The sequence below is a fragment of the Clostridium sartagoforme genome (assembly GCF_039521405.1).
GTDB classification, from domain to species: domain Bacteria; phylum Bacillota; class Clostridia; order Clostridiales; family Clostridiaceae; genus Clostridium; species Clostridium sartagoforme.
The window spans coordinates 149,131-166,977 of the sequence record NZ_BAAACH010000011.1; the positions used below are offsets into that span (position 1 = coordinate 149,131).

Annotated in this window: 15 protein-coding genes and 1 riboswitch; of the genes, 11 read left to right on the forward strand and 4 right to left on the reverse strand. The window is 30.2% G+C overall.

Annotation, left to right across the window (positions count from 1 at the left end; genetic code table 11):
* Positions 1-7 precede the first annotated feature (7 nt).
* From kdpC to guaA, 5 genes are all read left to right on the forward strand, one after another.
* Positions 8-601: a potassium-transporting ATPase subunit KdpC gene (gene kdpC, locus ABDZ60_RS04390; RefSeq protein ID WP_343776352.1), complete on the forward strand. Its 594-nt coding sequence runs from the start codon at positions 8-10 to the stop codon at positions 599-601.
* A gap of 60 nt (positions 602-661) precedes the next feature.
* Positions 662-3,367, forward strand: a complete 2,706-nt coding sequence (locus tag ABDZ60_RS04395) for an ATP-binding protein (RefSeq protein WP_343776354.1) — start codon at positions 662-664, stop codon at positions 3,365-3,367.
* Entirely contained in the window at positions 3,342-4,040 is a 699-nt protein-coding gene (locus tag ABDZ60_RS04400) for a response regulator (RefSeq protein ID WP_343776356.1), read from the forward strand. Before ABDZ60_RS04395 ends, ABDZ60_RS04400 begins: the two co-directional genes overlap by 26 nt.
* Before the next feature lie 202 nt (positions 4,041-4,242).
* A riboswitch (purine riboswitch) is annotated at positions 4,243-4,340 on the forward strand.
* Between the two features lie 155 nt (positions 4,341-4,495).
* Positions 4,496-5,944 carry an IMP dehydrogenase gene (guaB, locus tag ABDZ60_RS04405; RefSeq protein ID WP_047000125.1) on the forward strand — a complete coding sequence of 483 codons (1,449 nt, stop codon included), beginning with the start codon at positions 4,496-4,498 and terminating at the stop codon, positions 5,942-5,944.
* Between the two features lie 327 nt (positions 5,945-6,271).
* Positions 6,272-7,813: a glutamine-hydrolyzing GMP synthase gene (gene guaA / locus ABDZ60_RS04410; RefSeq protein ID WP_343776359.1), complete on the forward strand. Its 1,542-nt coding sequence runs from the start codon at positions 6,272-6,274 to the stop codon at positions 7,811-7,813.
* A 93-nt stretch (positions 7,814-7,906) separates the two neighbouring features.
* Here guaA and ABDZ60_RS04415 read toward each other — a convergent pair whose 3' ends face one another.
* Entirely contained in the window at positions 7,907-8,635 is a 729-nt protein-coding gene (locus tag ABDZ60_RS04415) for a MurR/RpiR family transcriptional regulator (RefSeq protein ID WP_343776361.1), read from the reverse strand.
* Positions 8,636-9,070: 435 nt separating this feature from the next.
* On the opposite strand from ABDZ60_RS04415, the gene chbG reads away from it, so the two are divergent.
* The 3 genes from chbG (at position 9,071) to ABDZ60_RS04430 (ending at position 12,855) form a co-directional block, all read left to right on the forward strand.
* Complete coding sequence (gene chbG, locus ABDZ60_RS04420) at positions 9,071-9,856, forward strand: chitin disaccharide deacetylase (RefSeq protein WP_047000144.1); 786 nt, start codon at positions 9,071-9,073, stop codon at positions 9,854-9,856.
* A gap of 71 nt (positions 9,857-9,927) precedes the next feature.
* Positions 9,928-11,490 (forward strand): PTS transporter subunit EIIC, encoded by a 1,563-nt coding sequence (locus ABDZ60_RS04425; protein ID WP_343776364.1) that lies wholly within the window; start codon positions 9,928-9,930, stop codon positions 11,488-11,490.
* A 39-nt stretch (positions 11,491-11,529) separates the two neighbouring features.
* Positions 11,530-12,855, forward strand: coding sequence for a family 4 glycosyl hydrolase (locus tag ABDZ60_RS04430; RefSeq protein ID WP_047000146.1), 1,326 nt, complete (start codon positions 11,530-11,532; stop codon positions 12,853-12,855).
* 83 nt (positions 12,856-12,938) lie between these two features.
* Here the strand turns inward: ABDZ60_RS04430 and ABDZ60_RS04435 are convergent, their stop codons facing one another.
* Together ABDZ60_RS04435 and ABDZ60_RS04440 are read right to left on the reverse strand one after the other, a co-directional pair.
* A complete protein-coding gene (locus tag ABDZ60_RS04435; protein ID WP_343776366.1) occupies positions 12,939-13,913 on the reverse strand; it encodes a serine hydrolase domain-containing protein in 975 nt (324 codons plus the stop codon).
* A gap of 13 nt (positions 13,914-13,926) precedes the next feature.
* Positions 13,927-14,757: a MerR family transcriptional regulator gene (locus ABDZ60_RS04440; RefSeq protein ID WP_343776368.1), complete on the reverse strand. Its 831-nt coding sequence runs from the start codon at positions 14,755-14,757 to the stop codon at positions 13,927-13,929.
* Positions 14,758-15,006: 249 nt separating this feature from the next.
* Here ABDZ60_RS04440 and ABDZ60_RS04445 point away from each other — a divergent pair, with 249 nt between their 5' ends.
* Positions 15,007-15,267: a hypothetical protein gene (locus ABDZ60_RS04445; RefSeq protein WP_343776370.1), complete on the forward strand. Its 261-nt coding sequence runs from the start codon at positions 15,007-15,009 to the stop codon at positions 15,265-15,267.
* 45 nt (positions 15,268-15,312) lie between these two features.
* Positions 15,313-15,468: a hypothetical protein gene (locus ABDZ60_RS04450; protein ID WP_343776372.1), complete on the forward strand. Its 156-nt coding sequence runs from the start codon at positions 15,313-15,315 to the stop codon at positions 15,466-15,468.
* A 204-nt stretch (positions 15,469-15,672) separates the two neighbouring features.
* Here the strand turns inward: ABDZ60_RS04450 and ABDZ60_RS04455 are convergent, their stop codons facing one another.
* Complete coding sequence (locus ABDZ60_RS04455; RefSeq protein ID WP_047000149.1) at positions 15,673-16,755, reverse strand: NAD(P)H-dependent amine dehydrogenase family protein; 1,083 nt, start codon at positions 16,753-16,755, stop codon at positions 15,673-15,675.
* A 215-nt stretch (positions 16,756-16,970) separates the two neighbouring features.
* On the opposite strand from ABDZ60_RS04455, the gene ABDZ60_RS04460 reads away from it, so the two are divergent.
* Entirely contained in the window at positions 16,971-17,825 is an 855-nt protein-coding gene (locus tag ABDZ60_RS04460) for a MerR family DNA-binding transcriptional regulator (RefSeq protein ID WP_343776374.1), read from the forward strand.
* Positions 17,826-17,847: the final 22 nt, after the last annotated feature.

A 17,847-nucleotide genomic window follows, 5' to 3' on the forward strand; every position in this document is an offset into this window, starting at 1 on the left:
ATAAATTATGAAAGTCATAAGTAAAGCATTTAAGTTTATACTATTATTTATGATAATATGTGGATTAATATATCCAGTTTTTATAACAGGTGCTTCACAATTACTATTTAAAGATAAAGCGAATGGTAGTATTATAGAAGTTAATGGAAAAAAATATGGTAGTGTATTACTTGCTCAAGAATTCACTGGAGATGAGTATTTATGGGGTCGTGTAATGAACTTAGATACAAGTACATTTACAGATGAAAATGGAAAAGTATTAATGTATGCAGCTCCTTCAAATTTAAGTCCTGCAAGTGAAGAATATGAAAAGCTAGTAAGTGAGAGAATAGAAAAAATAAAAGCATCAAATCCTGATAAAAAAGATGATCCTATTCCAGTAGATTTAGTTACATCATCAGGAAGTGGACTTGATCCTCATATTTCAGTTGCAGCAGCAGAATATCAAGTGGATAGAATTGCAAAGATCCGTAATATAAGTACAGATGAAGTAGGGCAAATAATTGAAAAATATACGAAGGGAAGAATACTTGGAGTATTTGGAGAAGAAACTGTAAATGTATTACAAGTTAATCTTGCATTAGATGGTGTTTTAAAATGAACAATGTAGAATTGACAATTGTCCATTGTCAATTAGTAATTGAAAACAGAGGTGCTATAAATGAATGAAACTCGTCCTAATCCAGAAGAATTATTAAAAAAAATTAATGAAGAAGAATTAGAAAATAAACGAGGAAAGTTAAAAATATTTTTTGGTTATGCAGCTGGTGTAGGTAAAACCTACGCTATGCTGGATGCTGCTCATGCTGCAAAGAAAGTTGGAGTAGATGTAGTGGTTGGATATATAGAACCACATACAAGACCAGAAACTTTAGCCCTTTTAGATGGATTAGAACTTTTACCAAAACTTGAAGTTGAATATAAAGGAATAACTTTAAAAGAGTTTGATTTAGATGGAGCATTAGAAAGAAAGCCAGAGTTAATATTAGTAGATGAGCTTGCACACACAAATGCACAAGGGCTAAGACATAAGAAAAGATATAGTGATATAGAAGAGTTATTAAGTGCAGGTATTGATGTTTATACCACAGTTAATGTTCAGCATATAGAAAGTCTAAATGATATAGTTGCATCAATTACTCATGTTGTAGTAAAGGAAAGAGTGCCAGATAGATTTTTCAATGATGCCTTCCAAGTTGAGCTTATAGATATAGAGCCTTCAGAGCTTATAGATAGATTAAATGCAGGTAAAATATACAAGAAAAATCAAATTAAAAAGGCACTTAATAACTTTTTTTCTAAAGAAAATTTAGCAGCATTACGTGAAATTGCATTAAGGGAAACTGCTGATAGAGTAAATAAGGAAGTTACTGTTAATAAGAGCTATAGCAAAGGTATATATCATACAAATGAGCATATATTAGTATGTTTAAGTTCTTCACCTTCAAATGCTAAGGTTATAAGAGCAGCAGCTAGAATGGCAGAGGCTTTTCATGCTGAGTTTACAGCGCTTTTTGTGGAAACAATAGTTTCAAAGGAATTAGATGAAAAGAATATTCAAAAGCTTAGGGAAAATTTAAAGCTTGCGGAGGATTTAGGAGCAAATGTAGAAACAGTATACGGAGATGATGTACCATATCAAGTTGCAGAATTTGCAAAATTAAGTGGTGTATCGAAGATAATTCTTGGAAGGACAAAAAGAAGAAAGTTCTTTCTTAAGTCTAAGCTAGGATATGTAGATAGAATTGTAGAACTAGCACCGGAAATAGATCTATATGTTATACCAGATAGTGAAGATGTTGTTGCTAAAAGGAAGTATCAAGTTAAAAATATAAAACTATCAAGTTCTGATGTAATAAAAACAATAGAGACATTAGGTCTATCAGTAATAATAGGTGCAATTTTATATAAGCTTGGATTTAGTGAAGCTAATGTGATAACAGTTTTTATACTTGGGGTTTTATTAATATCAAATAAAACTGATGGAATTATTTATGGAGGAATAGCTTCATTAGCAAGTGTACTATTATTTAATTTTCTTTTTACAGAACCAAGATTTTCACTTAATTTTTATGATCCAGGATATTTAGTTACATTTATTATAATGTTGATATCCGCATTAGTTACAAGTACTTTAACTAATAAAGTTAAATATCAAGCAAATGTATCAGCAGTGATTGCTAATAGAACAAATATATTATTAGAAGCTAGTAGAGATTTAGAAAGAACTGATAATTTAGAGGATATAATATTAACAACTCAAAGGCAATTATATAAGTTTTTAAAAAAGCCAATTATAATATATGAAGTATCTAATGAAAATATAAAAAGCATATATAATTATAAGTTTGAAGATGGCAGTGAAATAGATAAGAAATTTACAAGTGAGGATGAAAAGGCAGTAGTTAGTTGGGTAATAAGGAATAGAAAAAGAGCTGGGGTTAGTACAGATACACTTCCAGGTGCAAAAGCTATGTATATACCACTTATTGGGCAAGATGATGTTATGGTTGTAATAGGAATATTGATGATGGAAAATGAAAATATTGATAGTGGAGAAAAGTCATTACTAGAAGCAATGCTTAATCAAATTTCATTTGCAATAGAAAAGTATATTTTAAATGAATCTAAAAAGAATGCACTAATGCAAGCTGAAAATGAAAGGTTTAGGGCAAATTTATTAAGAGCAGTTTCTCATGATTTAAGAACACCACTTACTAGTATATCTGGAAGTGCTAGTTCAATTTTAAATAATGAGTTTGATAAAGAGACAAAGAAAAAACTAATATTAGATATTTATGATGACTCAGTTTGGTTAATAAATTTAGTTGAAAATTTATTATCAGTATCTAGATTAGATAATGGAAATGTGCAATTAAATACTGAGCCACAATTAATTGAAGAAATAATAAATGAAGCTCTTGAACATGTAAATCGTAAAATTTCAAATTATAAAGTTAAAGTCAACTTAAAAGATGATTTACTAATGGTAGACGTAGATGTAAGACTGATAGTTCAAGTAATGATAAATATAGTAGATAATGCAATTAAATATACTGAACCAGGAAGTGAAATTCAAATAAACGTATTTACTAAAGGTAAAAAGGTGGTAGTAGAAGTAGCAGACAATGGCATAGGGATAAGCAAACAAAATAAAGAGTGTATTTTTGATATGTTCTTTACTGTTAATGGAAATAAAGGTGATAGTAGAAGAGGTTTAGGGTTAGGACTTGCTCTTTGTAAGTCTATAATAAATGCTCACGGTGGAGAAATTTACGTTAGAAATAATAAACCTCATGGAACAGTAATAGGATTTACATTATCACAAGTGGAGGTAAATAATGAAGGTATCAATTTTAGTAGTTGAGGATGACAAGGCAATAAGAAATTTTATATCTGCTACCTTAGATATTCATTCTTATAAGTGTTTTACAGCAGAAAATGGGAGGCAAGCAATAATACTAGCAACATCGAATAAGCCTGATATAATTATATTAGATTTAGGATTACCTGATATAGATGGTGTTGATATAATAAAGAAAATAAGGGCTTGGTCTAATTGTCCAATAATAGTTGTAAGTGCTAGAAGTGAAGATAAAGATAAAATAGAGGCTTTGGATTCTGGTGCAGATGATTATTTAACTAAGCCATTTAGTGTAGATGAGTTACTAGCAAGAATTAGAGTAGCTATCAGAAAAATGAATTATGATAATACAAAAAAAGAAGAAAATACTGAATTTATAAATGGAGATTTAAAGATAGATTATGTATCAGGATGTGTTTTTGTAGGAGGAGAAGAAACACATTTAACTCCGATAGAATATAAGCTTTTGTGTCTTTTAGCTAAAAATGTAGGTAAAGTTCTTACTCATACCTATATTTTAAAAGAGATATGGGGAGTAGCATATGAAAGTGAAGTTCCATCATTAAGAGTTTTTATGGCAACATTAAGAAAAAAGATTGAGAAAAATTGTGAGAAAAATGCTTATATACAGACCCATATAGGGGTTGGGTATAGACTTGTAAGAATACAAGATTAAGTTAAATTAATTATCTTTTATTATATTAGGATATAGTAAAATAAATTACAAAATAAAAGTAAAAAGATTTTTAAATTAATAATTGAATTTATTCAATGGATTTTCTAGAATAATTACCAGCAATTCATGAATTTTACTTGAAATATAAATTGCAAACTTATTGACAATAATAGACCATAGATATATAATATCTTTAACTTAAAAAGAGTCATATATAACAACTCATATATCCCCTGAATACGGCAGGAAGTATCTACCGGAAACCTTAAATTTCCGACTATGAGTGATTTTGATATACTAATACTATATTTTTTATATAGTATTTTAGGCATATTAACTTCACTTGGAAGATTAATATGTCTTTTTTTATACATAAAAATAGATAAGAAAAAGAAATTTTACAATCATAAAATTATAAATATGCAAGAAAAAAATTATTTTAAGGGGGAGAACTAATGGCAACAATAATTAAAACTGCTTATACTTTCGATGATGTATTACTAGTACCTAATAAATCAGAAATCTTACCTAATGAGGTTAGTTTAAAAACTAAGTTAACAAAGAAAATTACTTTAAATATCCCACTAATGAGTGCAAGTATGGATACTGTAACAGAATCTAAAATGGCTATTGCAATTGCAAGAGAAGGTGGAATAGGAATAATTCACAAAAATATGACTATAGAAGAGCAAGCAAAAGAAGTTGATAGAGTAAAAAGACAAGAAAATGGAGTAATAACAGATCCAATATTCTTATCAGAAAACCATACAATAAGACAAGCTCAAGAACTTATGGCTCAATATAGAATATCAGGAGTTCCAATAACAAGAGGAAGTCAATTAGTTGGAATAATAACTAATAGAGACATAGTTTTTGAAACAAATTACGATAGACTAGTTTCAGAAGTTATGACGAAGAGTCCACTAATAACATCTAAAGAAGGAACGACATTAGAAGAAGCCCTTGAAATATTAAAGAAGCACAAGATAGAAAAACTTCCTTTAGTTGATGATGAGAATAATTTAAAAGGATTAATAACTATTAAAGATATAGAAAAAGCAAAAGCTTTTCCAAATGCAGCAAAGGATGAAAAAGGTAGATTATTATGTGGAGCATCAGTAGGGATAACTAAAGATATGATGGATAGAGTAGATGCCTTAGTTAAAGCTAATGTTGATGTTATTACATTAGATACAGCTCATGGACATTCAAAAGGTGTTATGGATGGAGTAAAAAAGATAAAGGCTAAGTATCCAGACCTTCAAATAATAGCTGGTAATGTAGCTACAGCTGAAGCTACAAGAGATTTAATAGAAGCAGGAGCAGATTGTGTTAAGGTTGGTATAGGACCAGGGTCAATATGCACAACAAGAATAGTAGCAGGTGTTGGAGTTCCTCAGTTAACAGCAGTTATGGATTGTGCAGAAGAAGGAAAAAAACATGGAGTTCCAGTAATTGCAGATGGAGGATTAAAATACTCAGGAGATATAGTTAAAGCATTAGCTGGTGGAGCATCTGTTGCAATGATGGGGTCAATGTTTGCAGGATGTGAAGAAGCACCGGGAGAAATGGAAATATATCAAGGAAGAAGTTATAAAGTTTATAGAGGAATGGGATCACTTGGAGCAATGGAAAAAGGATCAAGTGATAGATACTTCCAAAATGGAACTAAGAAGTTTGTGCCAGAGGGCGTTGAAGGAAGAGTTGCCTACAAAGGATATGTGGCAGATACAATATACCAATTAACAGGTGGAATAAGATCTGGAATGGGATATCTGGGAGCACCTACATTAGATAATTTATATGAAAATGCAAAATTTGTAGTTCAAACAGCATCAGGAATAAGAGAAAGCCATCCACATGATGTTAATATAACTAAAGAATCACCAAACTACAGCAAGTAGTAATTGATAATGGACAATTGAGGAAATAGCTCAGGCAAACTGAGTTATAGTGAAAGAGTGAAAAGTGAAGATTTATTTAAAATTGAAATTTTAAATGGCAGTGAAAGAGTTAAGGAAATAACTCAGTTTAGCTGAGTTAAAAAAGAAAATATAATTTTATTATTCAACTACAGTTGAATAATTACCATAATTTTTTCATTTCTTCATTCTTTCATTAATTTTTTGCTCTTTCATTCTCTCACTTTTTCATTTAAACTTATTTATGTAGATAATAAACAAAAAATTAACATGTAGATAATAAACAAAAAACTAAATTGGAGGTAGCCAATGGATAAAGAGTTAGTATTAGTTATTGACTTTGGTGGTCAATATAATCAATTAATAGCAAGAAGAGTTAGGGAATGTGGTGTTTACTGTGAAGTTCATCCACATACTTTAAGCGTTAATGAAATAAAAGAAATGAATCCTAAGGGAATAATATTTACTGGGGGACCAAATAGTGTATATGGTGAGGATTCTCCTTTATGTGAAAAAGCTTTATTTGAAGCAGGAATACCTATACTTGGAATATGCTATGGATCACAATTAATGGCTCATGTACTTGGAGGAAAGGTTGCAACAGCTCCTGTAAGTGAATATGGAAAAACAAAGGTTGACGTAAAAGTAGATTCAAAGATTTTTGATGGAGTATCGCCATCTACTGTTTGTTGGATGAGTCACACAGATTACATAGAAAAAGCTCCAGAAGGATTTAGAATAATAGCTAATACTCCAGTATGTCCAGTTGCTGCTATGGAGTGCCAAGAAAAGAATTTATATGCAGTTCAATTCCACCCAGAAGTTATGCATACACAAGAAGGAACAAAGATGATATCAAACTTCTTATATAATGTTTGTGAATGTTCTGGTGATTGGAAAATGGATTCATTTGTAGAAAAAACAATTAAAGAAATACGTGAAAAGGTCGGAAATGGTAAAGTGTTATGTGCATTATCAGGTGGAGTTGACTCATCTGTAGCTGCTGTATTACTTTCAAAAGCTGTAGGAAGTCAATTAACATGTGTATTTGTAGACCATGGATTACTTCGTAAGAATGAAGGAGATGAAGTTGAAGAAGTATTTGGACCTAATGGACAATATGACTTAAACTTTATTCGTGTAAATGCACAGGAAAGATTTTACGAAAAGTTAGCTGGAGTAGAAGAGCCTGAACAAAAGAGAAAAATAATAGGCGAAGAATTTATAAGAGTATTTGAAGAGGAAGCTAAAAAGATAGGAACAGTAGATTTCTTAGTACAAGGAACTATTTATCCAGATGTAATTGAAAGTGGACTTGGAAAATCAGCAGTTATAAAATCACATCATAATGTTGGAGGACTTCCAGACTATGTAGATTTTAAAGAGATAATAGAACCATTAAGACTACTATTTAAAGATGAAGTACGTAAAGCTGGTTTAGAACTTGGAATACCTGAAAAGCTAGTTTACAGACAGCCATTCCCAGGACCAGGTCTTGGAATACGTATAATTGGTGAAGTAACAGCTGAAAAAGTTAGAATAGTTCAAGATGCAGATGCAATTTACAGAGAAGAAATTGCAAAATCTGGAGTTGATAAAGAGCTAGGTCAATACTTTGCAGCACTTACTAATATGCGTTCAGTAGGTGTAATGGGAGATGAAAGAACTTATGACTATGCAGTAGTTCTTCGTGCAGTAACTACAAGTGATTTCATGACAGCAGAATCAGCAGATCTTCCATGGGAAGTACTTGGAAAAGTAACAACTAGAATTGTAAATGAAGTTAAAGGGGTTAACCGTGTATTATATGATTGCACAGGGAAACCACCAGCAACTATTGAACTTGAATAATATATGAAACATAGAGAAAGCAATGGATATGAGCTTTCTTGGTTATATTTTTATCATGGCTTTGAAAACACCAAAAGCATAAATCCAAAAGATTTATGCTTTTGGTGTTTTTGTATAACGATTAATAAGATATTCCATCAAATTTAAAGAGTTACCAAAAAAATAATTTAAATTCTGATTTTCATGATCTATACCAGTAGATCCACTTTCTACTATAAAGGAAAGATCACTTTTAGCCGTATAGCTACTGTTTTCTGTAGCTGTCAAGGCAATAACTTTTCCGCCATAATTCTTACACTCTTTTATTTTGAGTAAACCATTTTTGTTTTCACCTGATTGAGAAAATGTAATTAATGTATAAGGTGTTTGATCAGACACTAAGCTAATTTCTACACCTTCTAAGTCAATAGCATAAATTTTTTTTAAGAGTAATTTACGATAAGTATAATTAACTAAGACTTGACAAAACCCTTCACCAAATAAGTAAATTTTTTTATTTGAAAAAGCATTATTAAAATAACTATCTATTTGATTCCAGTCTTGGCTTGCTACCACAAATGGCAATATTTCCAATTGACCTGTGGATTTATGTGAAAATTCATTTGAAAGGAAAAAAATAAATTCTTTAAAATTATTAAAGCCAGCTCTTTTAGCCAAGCGACTAATTGAAGATTGAGATGTATAATTCATTTGTGCAATATTACGAATGTCGAGGATAGATTTGCTTTTAATTGCATCTATAATATTCTCGATTATTTTTTCATCTTCATCGCGAAAGTTGCTATTTGGAAATAAACGATTTAAATAGTATATTTTGGCCATAATCTCACGCTCCTGTGAAAGTATATTCATAAAATGAAAGCGTAACCATGCTGCGGTATAAGCATTGTGGACACTCTTTCTATATACTATACTATTGCTATAAAGAAAGCAAATACAATTGTATGAAAGTAGTTTCTTTAATAAATTTGTTAAGTTGTTATAAAAAATAGCTTAATAAATTTTAGGTTTCTCGTTTTTTGGAATTTATATAAGTTTGATTATTTTTATTCACATGTGAAATAGATCTGTAAAGATAATTAAATTATATAATTTATTGTAGTGACAGCGAGGATATCTAATATTTGTTTTGTTCATTGATCTCTTCTACTTTAATGAATGATAATTAGTTCTAATCAAACGTATTATATTTCCTAGAGTTGAAAAGAAAGATGTTCATATAAATTAATAGAGTGTCTTTAATGAAAGAAGGAAGTTATGAAAAGAGTAATTATTAATGCCGATGATTTTGGTTATTCTTCGGCAGTAAATCAAGGAATCATCAAATCCCACAAAGATGGGATTCTGACCTCAACAACTTTAATGGCTAACATGCCAGGATGTGATGAAGCTATTCTACTTGCTAAAGAAAATGTAAATCTTGGAGTAGGTGCTCACCTTGTTTTAACTTGTGGAAAACCTTTAACTAAAGTGACTTCGCTCATAGATGAAAAAGGAGATTTTTATAATTTAGTTGAATATAAAAAACATCGTAAACAAATGTGTGATGAGGAAATTTTCCAAGAGTGGTCTTATCAAATTGATTATTTGATAGATCAAGGATTGAATTTGACCCATTTAGATAGTCATCATCATGTACATTCTTTTCCTGAAAATTTGGAGATAACGAAAAGAATTGCTAATAAATATAATTTATGTTTTAGAAATATCTTTAACTTAGAGGAAAATATAGAGCTACCTGCTCAAAAGGGAATTAAGGGGTTTTTTGATTTAATGAATCATACAGCTATTCGTGATTTAACAATACCGTTCTATAAAAACCCAGTAAAATGTTTTGAAGAAATTCAAATAGTGCTTGACAAAGTTAAAGATAATGAGATAACAGAGCTGATGGTTCATCCAGCTTATGTAGATGAAATTTTATATTTTAATTCTTCATTCAATATTCAACGAATGAAGGAAGTATCAATTTTATGTGACTCACAAATGAAGAAACTCTTAGAAAAAAATAAGATTGTGACATGTAGCTATAAAAATTTATAAGTATTTGTTGGGTAATAACTTTTTCAAAAAGTTGGAATAATTAAATTAAAAATAATAAAGGGGAAAGATATATGAAAGAGAAGTTTATTAAATCAGCTAGTATTTTTTCAAAAGCAATTATTCAGCCAGTAATGTTTATGGCGGTGACTGGAATTATTTTATCAGTTTGCGCAATTTTGAAACTTGAAATGATGCCAAACTTCACCAAGAATATTGGAGGCTTTATTTTTAATATTTTATCTGGGGGTATGATTGGTCAGCTAAGTGCGATATTTTGTGTAGGGATTGCAGCGGCATTAGCAAAACCAAAATATAAAACGGATGCAGCAATTTTAGGGATTATTACATATTTAATATTTTTATATGCAAATAATTCTTGGTTAACAATTACGAATAGATTAGCTATTGCTGGCGAACAGGGACTTTATGGTACTGGACAAGGGATGGTTTTTGGTATTCAAGTAACTGATATGGGAGTTTTTCTAGGAATTTCTTTAGGTGTATTTGTAGGTTGGATGGTAAATAAGTTTGGTGATATTAAGCTACATAGATATTTATCACCATATTCTGGTACAAAGTCCGTTTATATCTTGATAGTATTTGCGACAATTTTATTTGCAATGGGTATTACTTATGTTTGGCCAATTGTTAATTCAATAGTTGAAGCGGTGGTAAAAACAACTACAACTGCAGGAGCAGTGGGATTCTTCTTCTATGGTTTCTTAAATCGTCTTCTTTTACCGTTAGGGCTACATCACTTTCTATGGATGCCACTTTTTTATACTCCTCTTGGTGGTACTGCAGAAATTGCAGGTCAATTATATAATGGTGCATTCAACATTTGGTTGGCAGAACTAGGAAACGTAAGTCAAATAACAACTATGCATCCATCTATAGGTTATTTATCAAACTTTGGTTCAATTTCTTTACCAATAGGTATTGCCTTTGCGCTTTGGAAAACTGCACGTCCAGAAAATAGAAAGAAGGTTGCTACGATTTTAATTCCAACTGTAATTACAGCTTTCCTAGCTGGTGTTACTGAACCACTAGAATTTTTATTCTTGTTTTTATCACCAGTTTTATGGTTAGCACATTCTGTAGTATATGGATTGAGTTTGCTCATTACAAACCTAGTAGGAATTAATATCCAATTTGATACAGGAATCAATATGATTATCAATAGTTTCGCATTTCCAACACGTTTGGGTCATCAATATTTAATTCCAGTAATCTTTATTGCAACTGCTGTTCTAGAGTATTTTGTGTTCAAAAAATTGATTGTGAAATTAAATATTCCAACATTAGGTCGCGAAGCAGCTGAGATGGTAAGTGAGCCAGCGGTTGATTCTATTGGAGTTCATTCTGATTCAGAATTTGAACCACAAATTCTAAATATTGTTGCTGGTTTAGGTGGTGCAGACAATATTGAAAACATCATTAATTGCTACACAAGATTGCGTGTTGATGTAAAAGATGAAAATAAAGTTAACATTAAAATGTTAAAAGAAAAAGTTAAAGCTTCCGGAATTGTTGATAAAGGTAAACATATCCAAGTAGTTATTGGTATGGGTGTCGAACAAGAACGTGAAAAAATTGAAGCTTATATAGAATATGTTAAAAAAGAACATGAATAAGTGAGAAATAGTTTTTGAAAAATTGGAGGAAGACAGAAAATGGGCAATAAGTTTGTAATGGTTGGTGGAGGTTCTACTCAGTCACCTGGTATTTTAGAAGTTTTAAGAAAACGTGCAGAAGAATTAAATTTAAAGGATTTAGTTTTATATGATATTGATGAGGAAAGAGTTTCTTTACTTGGGAAATATACAAAAATGTATTATAAAGAATTGGGTTCCAAGGTAAACGTTACCTACACAACAAATATAGATGAAGCTTTAAAAGGTGCAGATTTCTTATTTATGCAAATTCGTCCAGGTTTGAATAAACAGAGAGCTATTGATGAAAAAATATGTTTAAACAATGGTGTTGTTGGACAAGAAACTTGTGGCTTAGGTGGGTTTTCATTTGCCATGAGGGTAATCCCAGCTGTTTTAGAAATCGTTAAAAAGGTGAAGGAAATTTGCCCGAAGGCTTGGATTTTAAACTATACAAATCCAGAGGCTATTTTATCTGAAGCAATTTATCGTGAGTTTCCAGATGCCAATGTTTTATGTATTTGTGATATGCCGATTTCAATTGAAGGCGCGATTGCAAAGTACTTTAATAAGGAGCATCGCAATTTAACCTTTAAATACTTTGGAATAAATCATTTTGGATGGTGGACTAATATCTATGACGAAAGAGGTTTTGATTTGTTACCACAATTACGTGAAGATGTTCTTTCTGGTAAAATCGATACACTTTTGATGTCAAATGATGAGACCGTTGGAGATCAGTACTGGATAGATACCTATAAGCAAATGATTAGTCTATTTAAACGCTTTCCAGATTATTTTCCTAATTGTTACTTACAGTATTATTTAACTCCAGATGAAATGGTGGCACACGATGACGTTTCCTTTACTCGTGGAGATTATGTAATGCAAGGTAGGGAAAAGCGTATCTATGATGAATGTCGTCGAGTTATTGCAGCAGGGTCAGCTAAAGATTCTTCACTACATGCAGGTGTTCATGGTAATTATATTGTTGACATTGCTTATGCGATTATTCATAATACTAGGGAAAGATTTATAGTTAATAAAAAGAATCACGGTGCAATCTTCAATTTCGATCCAGAGGCAGTTGTTGAAACACCAGCCTATGTTGGTTCAATGGGAGCTGAAACCATCAATATTGGTGAAATACCAACCTTCCAAAAAGGTTTGATGGAAATGCAAAAGGCCTATGAAAAAATGACAGTTGATGCAGCATTATCTGGATCTTACCAAATAGCCTTAGAAGCTGTGATGCTGAACAAAACAATACCTAATTATACTGTAGGGAAAAAGGTATTAGATGAGCTATACCAAGCTAATATAGGGTTATGGCCTGAATTAAAGTAAGTAATTAATAATAAATCAAATGTAAGCAAAAAAATAGGGATGGATTCTTTTGGGAACCTTAATCCCTGTTTTTGCATTTACATTTAATAAATTGGATTAATATATTTTTTAATAAATTCAATTCTATCCTTAGCACGAGGTATGAAGAGAGAAGCAATGGAAATTACCATTTTTTTATCCTTATTAACAAAGATAGTATTTCCTCCATCACCCATAGCTGAATATCCAAGATCATTATCCTCACTAATCCACCATAAGTATCCATATGGAATATTAAGTTTGTCCCATCTACTATGTTCCTTTGTACTTTCCTCTATCCAAGTTTTTGATACAATTTGTTTTCCATTGCATATTCCATCATTTAAGTATAATTGACCTATTTTTGCCATATCAGTAGCAGATAAAGTAAGTCCCCATCCCCCTGTGTTTATGCCCTTAGAATCAGAAACCCAACCACTAATATTTGTAGATTTATTAAAGGCTAGTTGCTCTTCTTTACTATTAAAAGTTATGTTATCAGCAACTGTAATTCCTAGTGGTTCAAATAAATTTTCTTTTGCAAAATCAAGAAGAGGTTTACCAGTTGCTTTTACAAGAATGCCAGAGAAAATATCTGGACCTATAAGTGGAGCATATCTAAACTTACCAATATCATCTTTTCCACCTAATAAATCAAGGCTGAATTTTACAAAATCATCACTGGTAAAATACTTAATATAAGGATTAAACCTATATTTATATGGAGCTGTCATTGTAAGTAAATCCTTAAGAGTAATCTTTTGTATTACTTTTTCTCTTTTTTTAACTATATAATCTGGGAAAAAATCTAATACCTTGGTATCTACGCTTTTTATGTGACCTTTATCTATCGCAATTCCAATCAATATAGAAATAATGCTCTTTGTTACTGAATAAATATGAAGTTTGCTATTAGCAGTACAACCATTGAAGTAATTTTCATATAGAGTCTTACCATCCTTTAATACAATCAGCCCTGCAATGTTCTTATAGTCCTTATTTATTATTTTTTCTAACTCTAATATTTTTTCTTCATTCATATAACTCTCTCCTTTAAAATTGAATCTTCTTTTTAATAGGATAATAAACTTCAGTTATTAATTCGCTTTCATTTTTAACTTCAGTAGGATCATTTACATATACTTCAAAAAGTGCACTTACGCATTCATAGCCTTCTTTTTCTGCCCATTGAATTTGCTTAGCATAAACAGAGGATAGATCAGAATAAGGACCATATACAACTGTTTTTATGCATAAACCTGGGTTAAAATCTCTTGTGCCCTTAAAATACTCTTTTATTGGGATAGCAAATTCAGTGTCTAAGCCAAATGGGCTATATTCAGAGCTGTGAAAGAGTACCATTGGCGGATTTACTATGGTTAATTTATCCTCTTGAATTTTATTTAATAATTTACAAAAACAATTATTATATTCCTCAGGAAATTCAGGCTCCTGAACCATTTTTCTAATATATAAAAGATTCATTTTTGGTACTTCTACAAGATTAATATCAATATCTTTTAGATATGACATAATTGATTTTCCCTCTTTTAAATTTGAGATATCAGTATTTAATTGATTTAATGTATTTTTAAATTCTTTAACTTGCTTTTCAATTTCTTTTTTCTTACTAACAAGGGACATATAAAGCTTTTCTTCCTTTAAGTCTTCAGAGTGAAGAATTGTTTTGATTTCTTCTAAAGAAAAATTATATGTCTTTAGACGCTTGATTAATAGCATAGTTTGTAATTGATTAATAGAATAATACCTATAACCATTTTCAGGATTAATTTCTTCAGGAAGTATTAATCCTATTTCAGCATAATAGCGAAGAGTTTTTGTTGATACCTTACATATATTCGAAAAGTCTCCAATGGATAACATATAGTATTCTCCTTTCAGTTCGTTAAATCTTTATATCTTTATCTTACACCTTATCCTAAGGGAAAAGTCAATGATATAAAGGACATGGATTATATGAATAATATTGAATAAAACTAAGTTGGTTATTATGGTTATTTATGGAATTATATACTAAATGGGTATATAATAAAAATATATATTATTGCACAATTGTATTTTAATACGCAAATGTATTAAATTATTTAGTAAGAATTAATAAGGGGTGGCACTATGAGATTTTTAGAATATAAAACAGAAAAAATAATTAATGGTATGTTTTTAGGTGGAATAGTTTATTTTGTTGGTTACATTTTAATCTACCTTGCATCTAGTTCAACTGCATCATCATTAACAGGACACTATATTGCAGTAGGAATGCTTTACTTAGGAACTTTTTGTAAACCAATAGGAATTATAGTTATATTTAAATTTCTATGTGATGTATTATATAAAATATTAAAAACACTTGATAAATATAATAACGAACAATAGTAATATATATTCATAATTAAAAACTATATACAGGGGTAAGAATTTATGAAAAATCAAATTAAATATTATTTAACTGGAGTAATTATACTAATATTAAGCTCACCTTTAGCCTATACAACGCTTAATATTATTTATGCAAATAAAAATTTAACTGGGGAATTTGAGCCATTATTAAATGGATTTAACATTCATATATGCTAATTGGAGTATTAGTATTTAGTATTGGCTTAATAAATTTATTTGTAGAACATAAACAAAAGTAATATCTTTTGATGAGCAATTTTAAACTATTACGAATTAAAAGTTAATAATTAGATTTATATACTTTTATAGCTGCCATTATCAACATAACTTTAAAATAGAGCCATAAAAAAATCCCTAATTATTAGGGATTTTTTATACTAATTATTTTGTTTTAACGTATTCATTCATTGATTTAACAAGGTAATGATTTACAGGAAGTTTTTCAGTAGTGATATATCCAGCTTCAGCATCAATTAACATAGGAATTCTATTAACAAGAGTAGCACATGTTAATTCTACTGTTGCAGGTCTATCAACTTTAATTGATGTTTCAGGTTCGCCTTCAAATGTCCAATCATTTTTATCAAAATCATCAGGACCATAAACATAACCTTGACATTGAGTTTCTAAAGTTACTCCTTCTTCAGTTTCGGTTGTAACAATAGCTGACATTCCGGTTGCATCTCCAGCTTTAACAGTCATATCTAACGTTGAAGAATACAAGTCTTCTTTATGTGTCATAGGAATACATTTTTGAGTTTGTGATTTTATAGTTAAGCCTAACTGACTACATAACCATCCATTTTGGTTCCACATATAAGAAGGAACAACTTTACCATCCTTAATTGCTTGTGCAGTTTCTTCATGATTCAATCCATTATAGTTACCAATTTCTTTTTCAAACTTTTCAATAGAAAGACCAGCTCCATGACCTTCTGCAAGAGCAATTCCATAATCTTCTACATTATAGCTACTAACACCTCTTATTTTAGTAATTTTATGCATTGATCCTGCTAAAGTTGTAATTAAGCTTCCCCAATACATATCAGGATATCCACTTCCACATAATGTACAACCGTTTTTCTTTGCAAGTTCATCTAATTCTTTTGTAATATCATAAGATGAGTTCCAAGGATATAAGGCTTCTTCGCAGGTACTTATGGCATTTATACCATTTTCAGCACAAACTGTAAATGCAGGTTTTAAATCTTCCATAGTTGATCTTGTAGCGATAACGCAAACATCAGGTTGTGTTTCCTTTAACAATTTATCAGCTTCTTCAACACTGCTTATCTTTACACCAAGTGGCTTCATACCCAACAGTTCACCAACATCTTTTCCAATTACTTTTGGATTTAAATCTAAGGCACCAACAAGCTCTCCACCATGTTCTAATACGTACCTCATAAGATATAAGCTCATTTTTCCACAGCCATATTGTACTACTTTAACTTTATTTTCCATTAAAGTTACCTCCTAATATTAAAAAATTGAATTTTCTGATTTCATTATAAAGCTTATAGTAAGTATAAAGTCAAATAAATTGTTAAATTTTTTACATTCTAGGGATTAACATATGTATAAGAGTTAATAGCTTGATGATTTAATTCTTTATGTTTTATAATATAAGTATATTAAAGTGGAAAGACTATACTATAGTATAAGGTAGGGGTACATATATGAGTGAGAATTATTTAACAATAGGACAAATGGCAGAATTAAACCATGTATCAACTCAAACACTACGACTTTATGATAGAAAAGGATTGCTAAAGCCAGAATATCAAGACCCACAGAATGGTTATCGCTATTATCATATAGCCCAAAGTGATGAATTAGACTTAATTCATACTATGAAAATATGTGGAATGACATTAGAACAAATTCACAAACAGCTAACTCAAGCATCTCAAGAAGATCTTCACAAATCTCTTATTGAGCAAGAGAAAAAATTAAGCAAGGAAATTAAACAGCTTACAAGAAGTTTATATACAATAAGGAGATTCACATCAAATCTAAGTCGCCTAAATTCTATTCCTCCTATAGGAAAGATAATATATGAGTATTTACCTGAAAGAAGGATAGACACTTTTACTTCAGATATTGATTTTTTTGAAAAGGGATATTCAGGATATGAGGAAATGCTAAGAGAATTTAAAAGCTATATGATTAAAAATGGATTACCACTTTCATATTTCTTTAATGCAGGAACACTTATTGAAAAGGATGATTTTACAAAACAAATACTAAAATCAAATAAAGTGTTTATATTTATAGATGATGATTATCCTGTAAGTAAATCTCAACGTATTTTACCAGAAAATATGTATATGACAATTTATGCAGATGATACTTCACAAGAATATGAATATGCAAAGAAAATATACTCCGAAATTAAGAAAGAAGGCTATGAGATAGCAGGAGAATATCTTTGTGAAGTTATTCTATTTACACCGTACAATAAAAAACAAAATAAATACATGAAATATAAAATGCAAGTTCCAATAATGAAAACTTATAATTCTATTAATTAAGAAAAAACAATTCAAAAGTTAT